Source organism: Acinetobacter oleivorans DR1, from assembly GCF_000196795.1.
In the GTDB taxonomy this organism is placed as follows: domain Bacteria; phylum Pseudomonadota; class Gammaproteobacteria; order Pseudomonadales; family Moraxellaceae; genus Acinetobacter; species Acinetobacter oleivorans.
Genome location: NC_014259.1, coordinates 2,904,301 through 2,917,961 on the forward strand (window position 1 = coordinate 2,904,301; position 13,661 = coordinate 2,917,961).

Annotated in this window: 11 protein-coding genes; 8 read left to right on the top strand and 3 right to left on the bottom strand. The window is 42.1% G+C overall.

The features are described from left to right. Nucleotides 1-97: 97 nt before the first annotated feature. Entirely contained in the window at nt 98-976 is an 879-nt protein-coding gene (locus AOLE_RS13640) for a class I SAM-dependent methyltransferase (RefSeq protein ID WP_013198511.1), read from the top strand. A gap of 58 nt (nt 977-1,034) precedes the next feature. Here AOLE_RS13640 and AOLE_RS13645 read toward each other — a convergent pair whose 3' ends face one another. Then, entirely contained in the window at nt 1,035-1,955 is a 921-nt protein-coding gene (locus tag AOLE_RS13645; RefSeq protein ID WP_013198512.1) for a LysR family transcriptional regulator, read from the bottom strand. A gap of 238 nt (nt 1,956-2,193) precedes the next feature. On the opposite strand from AOLE_RS13645, the gene AOLE_RS13650 reads away from it, so the two are divergent. From AOLE_RS13650 to ttdB, 3 genes are read left to right on the top strand one after another with little or no spacing between them, the layout of a single operon-like run. Then, on the top strand, nt 2,194-3,492 hold the full coding sequence (locus tag AOLE_RS13650; RefSeq protein ID WP_023274290.1) for an MFS transporter: 1,299 nt from the start codon (nt 2,194-2,196) through the stop codon (nt 3,490-3,492). A 49-nt stretch (nt 3,493-3,541) separates the two neighbouring features. Continuing rightward, nucleotides 3,542-4,441, top strand: coding sequence for a L(+)-tartrate dehydratase subunit alpha (gene ttdA, locus AOLE_RS13655; RefSeq protein WP_002163154.1), 900 nt, complete (start codon nt 3,542-3,544; stop codon nt 4,439-4,441). Next, nucleotides 4,438-5,046 carry a L(+)-tartrate dehydratase subunit beta gene (gene ttdB, locus AOLE_RS13660; protein WP_000722967.1) on the top strand — a complete coding sequence of 203 codons (609 nt, stop codon included), beginning with the start codon at nt 4,438-4,440 and terminating at the stop codon, nt 5,044-5,046. The genes ttdA and ttdB overlap by 4 nt, the downstream gene beginning before the upstream one ends. A gap of 43 nt (nt 5,047-5,089) precedes the next feature. Here the strand turns inward: ttdB and AOLE_RS13665 are convergent, their stop codons facing one another. Beyond that, on the bottom strand, nt 5,090-6,103 hold the full coding sequence (locus AOLE_RS13665; RefSeq protein WP_035331466.1) for an AraC family transcriptional regulator: 1,014 nt from the start codon (nt 6,101-6,103) through the stop codon (nt 5,090-5,092). A gap of 135 nt (nt 6,104-6,238) precedes the next feature. On the opposite strand from AOLE_RS13665, the gene AOLE_RS13670 reads away from it, so the two are divergent. From AOLE_RS13670 to AOLE_RS13685, 4 genes are all read left to right on the top strand, one after another. Then, nucleotides 6,239-7,726: a flavin-containing monooxygenase gene (locus AOLE_RS13670; protein ID WP_013198515.1), complete on the top strand. Its 1,488-nt coding sequence runs from the start codon at nt 6,239-6,241 to the stop codon at nt 7,724-7,726. A 44-nt stretch (nt 7,727-7,770) separates the two neighbouring features. Continuing rightward, nucleotides 7,771-8,625, top strand: coding sequence for an SDR family NAD(P)-dependent oxidoreductase (locus tag AOLE_RS13675; protein WP_013198516.1), 855 nt, complete (start codon nt 7,771-7,773; stop codon nt 8,623-8,625). Between the two features lie 72 nt (nt 8,626-8,697). After that, a complete protein-coding gene (locus tag AOLE_RS13680; protein ID WP_013198517.1) occupies nt 8,698-9,591 on the top strand; it encodes an alpha/beta hydrolase in 894 nt (297 codons plus the stop codon). Between the two features lie 27 nt (nt 9,592-9,618). Continuing rightward, nucleotides 9,619-11,289, top strand: coding sequence for a GMC family oxidoreductase (locus AOLE_RS13685; RefSeq protein ID WP_013198518.1), 1,671 nt, complete (start codon nt 9,619-9,621; stop codon nt 11,287-11,289). A 65-nt stretch (nt 11,290-11,354) separates the two neighbouring features. Here AOLE_RS13685 and AOLE_RS13690 read toward each other — a convergent pair whose 3' ends face one another. Continuing rightward, nucleotides 11,355-13,553 (bottom strand): OsmC domain/YcaO domain-containing protein, encoded by a 2,199-nt coding sequence (locus AOLE_RS13690; protein ID WP_013198519.1) that lies wholly within the window; start codon nt 13,551-13,553, stop codon nt 11,355-11,357. Nucleotides 13,554-13,661 lie beyond the last annotated feature (108 nt).

The window sequence follows — 13,661 nt, forward strand, 5'->3', positions numbered from 1 at the left end:
AATCCGTTGTAAGAAAGAGGCAGTGTATTTTAGGTTTTCATGAAATACACTGCCTTCTTCGTTGAATATCTTCAAGAAATAAAAAAACAGGATAAAGATGAAAGAAGGTCAATCAAGTCGTACCGCCGAAGCTGCTGCTGCATTACGGGCCAATCATTTTCAAAATACGAAGAACCCTGTATTTTCAGACCCTTATGCTTTTGAGCTGACCAGTAAAGGCTGGAAAAAACTGCTCTCTAACCCACTGATTGTTAAAGTCATGAATTCTTCGGTTTTAAACCGTACTTTAGGTTTACTTACTGGGCAAGTGGTCGGGCGCTCCCGTTATGCCGAAGATTTACTTGCTCAGGCAGTTCAACAAGATACTCAACAATATGTGTTAGTCGGTGCTGGCCTAGACTCTTTTGCACTACGTGAATCACACCATTACCCTACTTTGAAAATTTTTGAAGTGGATCATCCTGATACTCAAGCTGCTAAACAGACTAAGCTAAAAAAGTTAAGAAATATTCCTGCTACCGTTGAGTTTGTCGCGATTAACTTTGAAAAAGAGTCTATTTCGGAAGCCCTGACCAGAAGTGTCTATGATTCATCTGCTCCTGCATTTTTTTCATGGTTAGGCACAACGCACTATTTAAACCCGCAAACGACCTTGCAAACCTTAAAAAGTATTGCAGAATTTGCTGCAAATGGTAGTGAAGTGGTACTCGACTATTCGACCGATTTTCAGGAATTAAACGGTATTGAGCGACTTGGAAGTATGGGCGTTGCACAGTTTACCCATTTGCTGAAAGAACCTTTATTAGGTCAATTTAAACCAATAGATTTACATCATGCAGTGGAACAGATGGGATTTGAAGTGGTCGAAGATCTTTCAGGTGAAGCCATTACTGAACGATATTTTAATGCACGAATCGATGAAATTCGCCACACCTCAGCAACACGCTTATTACATTTACGTTTAAATAGAAAATAATGTTGAAAGCCAACTTAGACTTTAAGTTGGCTTTTTTAAATCTAGCTTAATACCATCATTACCAGCTTGAACGCGGCTCTGGCCCATCGACATGCTGATTTAAAAATTGGCGCAAATGATCTAAAAAGTGCGCGACTTTAGGTGACAGATTAAGTCTCTCTAAATACACCGCATAGACATCTGCTGGTGGTGTTTCATAGTCCTCTAGCACTTGAACCAATCTGCCACTTCTTAAATATTTTGCTACGTCCCACTCTGCTCGCATCAAAATACCGTAGCCTTCTAAAGCCCAATTTAATGCGACTGCCCCATCATTCGTACTCAGTTGCCCATGAACTTTAACAGTTTCAACTTGTTTGCCATGACTTAACCGCCAATTACCATAAGCAGAATCATTTTGCCGAATCACAATACACTGATGCTGTGTTAAATCATGGGGAGTGAGCGGTTGCCCTGCCATTTTTAAATAGCTAGGTGATGCACATAATAAACGGCGGTTGGCTGCCAATTTTTTGGCAATGAGACGCGAATCGGGTATTTCACCAAAGCGGATTGACACATCAATAGCTTCATCTGGCAGATTAATCGGGCGATCAGTTAAATGCAGTTGGACATCGACATCAGGATAGATTTTGGCAAATGTAGAAATCGCTGGAGCAATATAAGAACGACCAAAGCCTAAAGGCGCATTCACACGCAATACCCCTTTGGGTGCTGCTCGACTACTTGAAACCAAACGCTCCATTTCATCGATCTCTTTTAAAATACGAACCGCATTTTCAAAGTAGACCTCACCTTCACTGGTTAAGCTAATTCTGCGTGTTGTTCTATTTAAAAGCCTTACTCCTAAACGCTCTTCAAGTTGAGTTAAACGTCTAGAAACCGCAGGTGGGGTCAGGTTTAACTCTCGTGCCGTCGCGACAAGACTTCCTTGTTTAACCAATAAACAAAAGAAAGCTAATTCCGTATCTGCATTCATGATTATTAAGTTTTTTGCAATAGTGATTTAACTTTATATCGATTCATCAGTTTTTTAAAGGGTTTAACATCCATTTCATTGTTTCCCGACATAAGCCGTCTCTTGTTTAAGAGCATAAAAACGTCCGCAGAAGGAATGCTGTGGATGAACGGGAAAAAGCCATCTAGCCGTATGAATAGCGGTAAAGAAAGCGAAAACTACCAATCAGGATTGGTAGTCATGAATATGGAGTCATGACATGGAAATGGATATTGAAAAGCGAACGTTACGTCGGATCATATGGAGAATCGTACCGTTTATTATGTTGTTATACCTTGTAGCCTATATCGACCGCGTCAATATTGGCTTTGCCGCACTCACCATGAAAGAAGACCTAGGTTTTACCGCCTCAGTTCTCGGGTTTGGTGCGGGAATTTTCTTTTTGGGTTATTTCTTATTTGAAGTCCCATCCAACATTATTTTGCATAAAGTCGGTGCCCGTATCTGGATTGCTCGAGTCATGGTGACTTGGGGTCTGATTGCAGCGGGAATGGCCTTTGTAGAAAGCTCAACCAGCTTTTACGTTATGCGATTTTTACTCGGTGTTGCCGAAGCGGGTTTCTTTCCGGGCATTATTTTGTACTTAACTTACTGGTTTCCTGCACGCCATCGCGCTGGTGTGATTGCTTTATTTATGGCAGCCGCCCCAATTGCCACAGCAGTTGGTTCACCAATCTCTGCCGCGTTACTTGAAATGCATGGAATTTTGGGGCTCGCTGGCTGGCAATGGATGTTCATTATTGAAGCAATACCAGCACTCATCTTAGGCGTTGTCGTTTTTAAATATATGACTGATCGCCCTGAACAAGCCACTTGGTTAAAACAGGATGAACGCGAATGGCTTGTAAAAACCATGAAAGAAGAAGATGTCGGGAAAAATGCACCTCAGCATCACAGCATTCTTCGCGGTCTTGCCAACCCACGAGTACTTGCCCTTGCGTTGATTTATTTCGGAACATCGGCTGGGCTTTATACCCTCGGCATCTGGGCACCACAAATTATTAAACAGCTTGGCGTAACGTCTATGACTGTCGGGCTTTTAAATGCCATTCCACCAATCGTTTCTGTCATTGCCATGGTTTTATGGTCTCGACACTCTGACCGCACCAATGAACGTACATGGCATGTTGCTCTCGCATGTTTAACCGCAGCGGTTGGTCTCGCAATTGCAGCAGGCACACACAATGTCATTGGATTAATTGCCGCACTTACCATTGTGAATGTCGGTATTAGTTGTGCCAAGCCACCGCTATGGAGCATGCCAACCATGTTCTTGTCAGGATCAGCCGCAGCGGCAGGCATTGCCACGATTAACTCAATTGGAAATTTAGGTGGGTTTGCAGGCCCTGCCATGATCGGCTGGATTAAAGATCAAACTGGAGATTTTACAGGTGGACTCTATTTTGTGGCAGGCCTACTCATTATCTCGACCTTACTGACACTAGTGCTGAGCTTCTCCCAAAAAGTGAAAGTAAACACTGCCAAAGCAACCCAATAACTCTATTTACATCAATTAGATCTGAACAAGTTTCTTCAAGGAGCACAACATGGACAAAGATATTGCAGTCCAGTCCCTTACGGACACCATGGCCAAATTTACGGCTTATATTGGAAAACGCCTACCTAAAGATGTGAAAAGCAAGTTAATTGAACTGCGTACTTTAGAAACCAATCCATTGGCTAAGTCAGTTTATGACTCGATGGAAGAAAATCAGCAAGCAGCCGATAAGCTCAACCGCCCAAGCTGCCAAGACACGGGTGTGATTCAATATTTCGTTGAAGCAGGTGCCAACTTCCCTTTGCTTGGTGAACTTCAAGATATTTTGAGCGAAGCAACTGCTGAAGCAACTCGCATAGGTCCTTTACGTCACAATGCTGTCGAAACCTTCGATGAAAAAAATACGGGCACCAATACTGGTACTCAAATTCCATGGTTAGACTGGCGTATTGTGCCTGAACTCGACACTTGTACCATTGATGTCTATATGGCTGGTGGCGGTTGTACCCTACCCGGTGCGGCAAAAGTTTTAATGCCAGGTCAAGGCTATGAAGGTGTTGCTGAATTTGTGATGGATGTTATTACCGAACGCGGTGTAAATGCCTGTCCACCGTTACTAGTTGGTGTTGGGGTATCAACTTCGGTTGAAACCGCAGCTCGTCTTTCTAAACTCGCGATTATGCGTCCGGTTGACTCAACAAGTGATAATCCACGCGCTGCCTTAATGGAACAACTGTTAGAACAAGGTCTTAATGAAATTGGTATTGGCCCGCAGGGACTCACAGGTAATAACAGCGTGATGGGAGTCAATATTGAATCTTCTGCACGCCACCCATCAACTATTGGGGTTGCCGTAAATACAGGTTGCTGGGCACATCGCCGTGGCAAAATTAAGATTAACCCAGATATGTCTTATGAAATCTTATCTCATGAAGGAGTTGTACTATGAAAAAAATTCTGACCACTCCTATTAAAGATGAAGATCTTTTAGACCTTAAAGTCGGTGATGTCGTTTATTTGACTGGCCGTTTGGTAACTTGTCGCGATGTTGCCCATCGCAGACTAATCGAACAAGGTCGAGAACTACCAGTTAACCTTGAAGGCGGAGCGATTTTTCACGCTGGCCCTATTGTGCGCAAGAAAGGTGAAAACGACTTCGAAATGGTTTCGATCGGACCGACAACCAGTATGCGGATGGAAAAATTCGAACGGGAATTTATCAAACAAACTGGCGTTAAGCTTATTGTAGGTAAAGGTGGCATGGGACCAGAAACAGCTGCTGGATGTCAGGAAAATATTGCCGTTCATGCAATTTTTCCAGGCGGCTGTGCGGTACTCGCAGCAACCTTAGTTGAAGAGATTGAAGGTGCTGAATGGCAGGATTTAGGTATGCCAGAAACTCTTTGGATAAATCGAGTGAGAGAATTTGGTCCGCTCATTATTTCTATCGATACTAAAGGCAACAACCTGATTCAACAAAACAAAGTTGAGTTTCAAGCCAAGAAAGCCCCGATTTTAGAAAAAATTAGCAAACAGCTGAGCTTTATTAAATAAACCACTCTTTAGATGAAGGGAAAGCAAAAGCACCCTTCATCTTTTATTTTTGTACTAAACGCATGGCATGAGGTGTTTTCCCATGCCATCTTTTATAAGCATGAATAAAACTAGCAGGTTCCGCATAGCCTAACCACTCAGCAATCTGCTCGATAGATACTTTAGGCAAAGCTAGATATTGCTCAGCTAGAACTTGTCTGACTTCTTCACGAATCTGAATAAAAGTCATTCCTTCAGATGCCAAGTGACGGCGTAAAGTACGAATATTTAAATGCAAACGTTCAGCTACGATTTCCATAGAAGGCATTTCACCTCGCACAGTCATCAATTGCTGTTGTACTAAATTAATAAATTTCTTTTGGGTTTGACGCTTATCTAAAATTTGTCGACATTGTTCTTCTGCCGTATATAGCACCAGCTCATTTGCCATTTGCAGCTTTTGATTAATTTTCTGTGCATCAAGCAGAACAAAACTTTTGCTAGAACCAAATTCAGGCATGACCCCAAATAATTTTTCATAAGCCTCTAAATGATCTGTAGGTTCAAAAGAAAAAGCCAAATATTGGCAAAAGTTATCTTGTACGAGGTCGCGTTGCACCGTAATAAGAGCGGCAGCATCGCGTTCAATAATAAATTGCCTAACCAAAGATGGAATTCCTTCCTCTTCAATATCGACACGTGTTCCTGCATCAGTATCTGAAACTAAAAAACGGGTAAACGCAAAAGTAAGTGAAAAATAAGTGAGAGCTAAATCAAGCGCTTCACGAATGCTGGCACTACTCATCAGCGCCATACCTAATGGCCCAAATGTTGTGAAATGATAGCGTGTACCTACTTCTAAGCCCAACACTGGTCGGTCTGGAAACTGTGCAACCAGATTATGAATGAGCTGTAATTCCTGTTGCCCTGACACCACCATATTCGGGTCAAGCAACTGCTGTTGACTCAATCCTGTTCCATCTAAAATGGTCTGATAAGAAGCTCCTGCTTCTACTGCAAAATCAGCCATGAGTCGGACACTATGTATGCTGCGTTCAAATGCCCAAGCGTACGTCACTGTACTTTCCAAAATGTCCTCGAATCACAATATTTTGTCCTCATCCATCCTCTAAATCAAGCAAATAAACGACTATTCTGCATACAGGAAATTGCGATTCTTTCGCCCACTGTTTTTAAGGATTTAGAGCAGCCTATGTTTAATTCGTCGACTAATTCAAATAAAAATGTACGCATCGCCATCATTGGCACTGGCTTTGGTGGTCTAGGACTTGCCATTCGTCTCAAACAAGCAGGTTTTGAACAATTTACTCTATTTGAAAAAGCTGCCGATGTTGGTGGTGTATGGCGTGACAATACGTATCCGGGTGCTGCCTGTGATGTGCCCTCTCATTTGTATTCCTTTTCTTTTGAACAAGAACTCGGCTGGAAAAACCGTTTTGGTACCTCTCAAGAGATTTATCAATATTTACGTCACTGTGCCGATAAATACGACATTCGTCCACATGTTCAATTTAATACTGAAATAGCCAGTGCCGAATTTGATGCGCTGCAAGGCGTATGGCACATTCAAAGTACAACTGGTGAACAGTTTGAAGCTGAATTTTTAGTTGGTGCTGTAGGCCAACTCAACCGCCCTGCCTATCCAAAACTTAAAGGCATTGAAAACTTTAAAGGTAAGGCATTTCACTCAGCACGTTGGGATCATGATTATGACTTAACTGGCAAACGTGTTGCAGTGATCGGTACAGGTGCAAGCGCAATTCAATTTGTACCTGAAATTGCAAAACAAGTAGCACATCTAGACGTTTATCAACGTTCAGCACCTTACGTGATTCCAAAACCAGATCGGGTTTACCAACCTTTAGAGAAAAAAGCATTCCGCAAATTACCGATTTTGCAAAGTCTAGATCGTGCCTTGCAATATGGACATCACGAAATTCGTCTGTTGGCTTTTACAACTTCTTTAAATGAAATGCCTTTGGTGGAATATCTATTCCAACGCCATATTCGTAAGGTAGTTAAAGACTCCAAATTACGCCACCGTTTAATGCCAGATTATCCAATTGGCTGTAAGCGTATTTTAATCTCTAACCAGTGGTATGAAACGCTGACCCAACCTCATGTCGATGTGATTAATACTGGCATTCAAGAAATTACCGAAAACGGCATTTTAGATACGGAAGGAAAGCTACGTGAAATCGATACCATTATTTATGGTACAGGTTTTGCCGCAACCGAATTTATGGCGCCAATGCAGATTACAGGTCTTGATGGTCGCACCTTAAAAGACACATGGAAAGATGGTGCAGAAGCTTATCTCGGCTTAACTGTGAGCGGCTTTCCAAACTTCTTTATGCTTTATGGTCCAAACACCAATCTTGGGCACAACTCAATTGTCTATATGATTGAAAGCCAAGTGAATTATATTTTAGATGCCATTCAAACAACCCTACAAAATAAACTTCTGTTCACCAATGTTCGTACAGAAGTTCAACATGAGTTTAATCAAAGCATTCAAGAAAAAATGAAGAAAACTGTCTGGGCACAAGGTTGTACTAGTTGGTATCAAACTGCTGATGGCAAAAATACCAATAACTGGCCGGGCTTTACCCTTGAATATCGACAACGCACTCGTCGCTTCGATGTTGAAAACTACACTCAGGTTTCGGCTATTTCTTAATAAAGCTTCACCATAGGAAATGAGAAAAATAAACGGAGAATTTTATGAAGTCTTTTAAAAATAAAGTCGCAGCTGTGACAGGTGCTGGCTCTGGTATTGGACAAGCAATTGCCATTGCACTCGCAAAACAAGGTTGCCATCTGGCACTTTCCGATATTAGTGAAGCTGGATTAGCTAAAACAGTCGAGCTGTTAACGCCTTATTCAGTCAAAGTAACCACACAAAAAGTCGATGTGGCTAAGCGTGATGAAGTTGCAACTTGGGCAAAGGCAGTTGTAGATGAACATGGCCAAGTTAATTTGATTTTTAATAATGCAGGTGTCGCAATAGGCAGTACGGCTGAAGGTGTGAGCTATGAAGATCTTGAATGGCTGATTGGTATTAATTTTTGGGGCGTGGTTTATGGCACCAAAGAATTTTTACCTTACTTAAAGCAAAGTGGTGATGGGCATATTATTAATATTTCCAGTATGTTTGGCTTAACAGCTCAACCAACTCAAAGTGCTTATAACGCTAGTAAATTTGCCGTTCGTGGCTTCACTGAATCCCTACGCCAAGAACTCGATCTACAAAATGCTGGAGTGAGTGCGACCTGTGTGCATCCGGGTGGTATTCGTACCAATATTGCCAAAGCTGCCCGCATGAATAATAGCGTCCAGTCTTTAGGAATGGATCCTCTAAAAAGTCAGGATGCTTTCGATAAATTACTTCGCACCCCTGCGGATGAGGCAGCTCAACAAATTTTAGAAGCTGTTCGTAAAGACCGGCGCCGCTTACTCATTGGAGCCGATGCGAAAGCCGTTGATGTGATTCAACGTATTCTTCCGCAGGGTTACCAAAAGATTTTTGCAACTGCGACTGCCTTGCAAACTCGCCTACTCAACAAATCAGCAAAATAAAAATAGTGGTCAGCATACTCTTCATTTTAAGAGATGCTGACTGACATTAAATGCTTAGTATGAGTCCTTATTATGAAGCAGCTTCTTGCATGGACTATTCGTACCACGCTACGTCCAGCTTTATCCCCTAAAACACCACTAAAGCTACAACGTTTTTGTAGTGATGCAGCCAGTGCAATTGTGCTTGGGCCACGTGGCTATAAAACAAAAAAGCAAATAATTGCTCAAGTACCGACAGTCCATATTCGCCCCAAAACGACTCAATCAGGACTTGGCATCTTGTATTTACATGGCGGAGGCTATGTGGTGGGTAGCTCAAAAAGTCACACTAAGCTTGCTGCTCAAATCGGACATGCAGCTCAAGCACAAGTCTGGTTACCTGAATATCGCCTAGCCCCAGAGCACACAAGCCCTGCTGCTATTGAAGATGTAATTACAGTCTATAAAGCTTTACTTGCTCAAGGACAAGACCCGAAAAAACTCGTGATCGCTGGCGACTCTGCTGGCGGTGGCCTGAGTTTAAGTACTGCAATTGCGATACGGGACGCAGGGTTACCGTTACCAGCAGCATTAGTTTTACTTTCACCTTGGGTTGACTTAAGCCTCTCTGGAAGCACGATGAAAACTCATGCAGCTCAAGATGCAATGCTGTCAGAAGACTGGTTAGTTTGGTGTGCAAAAAACTATTGCGGACAAAAATCGGCAAACGATCCAACCTGTTCCCCACTCTATGCCGACTTAACTGGATTACCACCTGTTTTAATTCATGTCGGTACCGAAGAAGTATTATTAGACGATGCAAAACGGCTTGCTAAACAAACCGAAAAGTATGGTATTCCGACGAATTTGAAGGTTTATGACCGAGTCGGACATGTTTTTCAGTTCCACGCGGGTATACTAAATGAATCTAATGACTCGATTGAGCGCATTGGGCAATTCATTGATAAACATACACAGTCAATATAAAAATATCGCCAGAGAGGAGTCCTCGGCATGACAACAAACAATTATGACTATGATTACCTCATTATTGGTTCAGGCTTTGGTGGTAGTGTTTCTGCCTGCCGTCTAACCGAAAAGGGCTACTCTGTTGCTGTAATGGAAATGGGGCGACGCTGGGAAGCTAAAGATTTTGCTAAAAATAACTGGAATACCCGTCGTTGGATTTGGCGCCCGGGCATGAAACTTTTCGGTTATTTCAACATGCGTTTTTTTCGCCATGTCACCATTATTTGCGGTAATGCTGTAGGTGGCGGTTCAATCACCTACGCCAATACCCTACTTGTTCCACCTGAACATATTTGGGATGAAGGCACGTGGGCAGATGCAGCGGACTGGAAAAATGAAATGCCACAGCATTATGCTGAAGCAGAACGTATGCTTGGGGTGACGGATAATAAAATTTTCGGTCCTGCCGACCACATGCTCAAAAAAATGGGCGATGCAGTTGGGGTTGGACATACGTTTAAGCCCACTCGTGTTGCAACGTTTTTTCCACCCGAAGGTGAAGAAGGTGGCAAGACCTACCCTGACCCGTACTTTAACGGTGAAGGTCCAGACCGCGGAACTTGTACGGCATGTGGCGGCTGTATGACGGGTTGTAAACACAACGCAAAAAATACCTTAGATAAAAACTATTTGTACTTTGCCGAAAAAAATGGCGCCAAGGTTTACGAAGAAACCAAAGTCGTTGATGTTAAACCACTCAATGGTAAAGCCGATGGCAGCGATGGCTATGAAGTTACGACTGAATGTTCAAGCTCATGGTTTAATAAACAACGCCGTACATGGCGTGTTCGAAATGTGATTTTTTCGGCATCGTCTTTAGGTACGCAAGAAATGCTGTTCCGTTTAAAACAGTCTGGTTCTCTGCCAAATGTTTCTGATGATTTGGGCAATCGGGTTCGTACTAATGCTGAGTCAATTTTAGGCGTTCGCTTTTTTGGTAAAGATGTCGACATGAGTAAAGGTGTTGCCATTGGTTCAAGTATTTACCTTGACCATGACACTCACATTGAAGCAACTCGTTACCAAACTGGCTCAGATGCTATGGGCCTCATGTGTACTTACATGGCTAAAGGCAAACCAGGTTGGACGCGTATTTTCTTTTGGTTATGGGCCTTAATCTGCCATCCATTTATTTTCCTTCGCATGAGTAACCCTGTCAGTTTTGCACGCCAGACTTTAATTTTCTTGGTGATGCAAACAGCAGATGCCTCTATTAATATGCGCTTGAAACGTAATTGGTTCTGGCCTTTTGGTAAGGTGTTATCGAGCGAAGGTAAAAAGCTACCTGTGTATATTCCGCAGGCCAATGCATTTACCGAAAAAGTTGCCAAAATGTTTAATGGTCACCCAATGACGACCATTACCGAAATTTTGTTTAACGTACCTTTTACAGCCCACTGTATGGGAGGTTGTGCAATTGCTTCAAGTCCAGAACGTGGCGTGGTAGATGGACAAAACCGTGTCTTTAACTATAAAAACTTATATGTTGTAGATGGCTCAATGTTAGGTGCAAATTTGGGGGTTAACCCAAGCCTTACCATTACAGCTCTTGCGGAACGTGCAATGTCTTATATTCCAGCTAAACATACTTTGGATGAGCAGCAAGATCATAGAGTAGATGCAGAAACCATAGAGATCACCAAAGCTTCTGCTTAAACCAGCAAGTTGTTTTATAAAAAAAAGCCTATTTAAAAATAGGCTTTTTTATTTCGCTTTTTAAATTACATCGCTACGGCTTTAGCGCGAGCTGCATGCAATTTTTTATAGCTCTCAATCAGACGTAAATGGCGATCAAGTCCTTCTAGTTTCATGCTTGTTGGTGTTAAGCCATAGAAACGAACGCTACCATCGACAGAACCTAATACTGCATCCATTCGTGTATCACCAAACATACGGCGGAAATTAGTCAGGTAGTCTTCAAGCTCTAGTTCTTCATCTAACATCACTTCAAGCACCACGTTCATGCACTGATAGAACAAGCCACGCTCAACGGTGTTGGTGTTATATTGCAAGTAAGTTTCGACGAGCTCTTTTGCTTCTTCAAACTGTTGTAAGGCAACATATATCAGCAATTTTAACTCTAAGATTGTGAGCTGCCCCCAAACTGTATTGTCATCAAACTCAATACCAATCAGCGTGGTGATTTCAGTGTAATCGTCTAACTCGCATTCCTCTAAGCGCTCAACCAATGCCTCAAGCTGTTCATCATCTAAACGATGCAGATTTAGAATGTCTTCACGGAATGAAAGTGCCTTATTGGTGTTGTCCCAAATCAAATCTTCAACAAGATAAATTTCTGAATAATCCGGTACTAAAATACGGCAAGCGGTCGCACCTAAGTGCTCATAGACTGCCATATATACCTCTTTGCCCATCTCTTCGAGAATACCGAACAATGTTGCAGCTTCTTCTGCATTTGACTCTTCGCCTTCGCCAGAAAAATCCCATTCAACAAAGTCATAGTCAGATTTAGAACTAAAGAAGCGCCAAGATACCAAACCGCTTGAATCAATAAAGTGCTCAACAAAGTTGTTCGGCTCAGTGACTGCATTACTTTGGAAAGTCGGTTGAGGTAAATCATTTAAGCCTTCAAAACTACGGCCTTGAAGTAATTCAGTCAGACTGCGTTCCAATGCAACTTCAAAACTTGGATGCGCACCGAAAGATGCAAACACCCCACCCGTACGTGGGTTCATTAAAGTCACACACATTACAGGGAACTGACCGCCTAGTGATGCATCTTTAACTAATACGGGGAAACCTTGCTCTTCTAAGCCTTTAATACCAGCAACAATACTTGGGTATATTGCTAATACTTCTTCAGGAACATCCGGAAGTACAATTTCACCTTCTAAAATTTCACGTTTTACAGCACGTTCAAAAATTTCTGACAAGCATTGAACTTGGGCTTCTGCCAAAGTGTTGCCTGCACTCATACCATTACTTAAGTACAAGTTTTCAATTAAATTTGATGGGAAATATACAACTTCATCGTCAGACTGGCGTACAAAAGGTAACGAGCAAATGCCGCGCTCTACGTTGCCTGAGTTGGTGTCATATAAATGTGTGCCAAGTAACTCATCATCTGGGTTGTAAATCTCAAGACAGTATTCATCTAAGATTTCTTTAGGTAATTCACCATTTGGACCCGGTTTAAACCATTTTTCATCTGGGTAATGCACAAATTCAGCATTGGCAATTTCTTCACCCCAGAACTGGTCGTTATAGAAGAAGTTACAGTTTAAACGCTCAATAAACTCGCCTAATGCAGATGCTAAAGCACTTTCTTTGGTGGCACCTTTACCATTGGTAAAACACATCGGAGACTGTGCATCACGAATGTGTAATGACCATACATTTGGCACGATGTTACGCCAAGATGCAATTTCGATCTTCATGCCCAAATTTGCCAAAATGGCAGACATATTGGCAATGGTTTCTTCTAACGGCAGGTCTTTACCTTGAATAAAAGTATGGCTTTCTGAAGTTAGGCTTGGCAATAACAATGCTTGTGCATCTGCATCGATGCTTTCCACTTCTTCAATAATAAATTCGGGGCCCGTTTGAATGACTTTTTTAACAGTACAACGGTCAATCGAACGTAAAATCCCTTGGCGATCTTTCTCTGAAATATCGGCTGGTAATTCAATTTGAATTTTAAAAGTTTGCTTATAGCGGTTTTCAGGATCAACAATATTATTTTGCGATAAACGAATATTATCGGTTGGGATATCTCGAGCGGCACAATACACTTTTACAAAGTACGCTGCGCACAATGCTGACGATGCTAAAAAGTAGTCAAATGGGCCCGGTGCCGAACCGTCACCCTTGTAGCGAATTGGTTGATCGGCAATTACCGTAAAGTCATCGAACTTAGCTTCCTGTCGAAGATTGTCGAGATAATTAACCTTGATTTCCATGCTGGCACCTAAATATTTTTATGTGTCAGCACAGACACATAAAATTCTAAATATTGAAAAATAAGCCGAATCACAGCGAAGAAATTGACTTAAAAAAATGAGAGATTA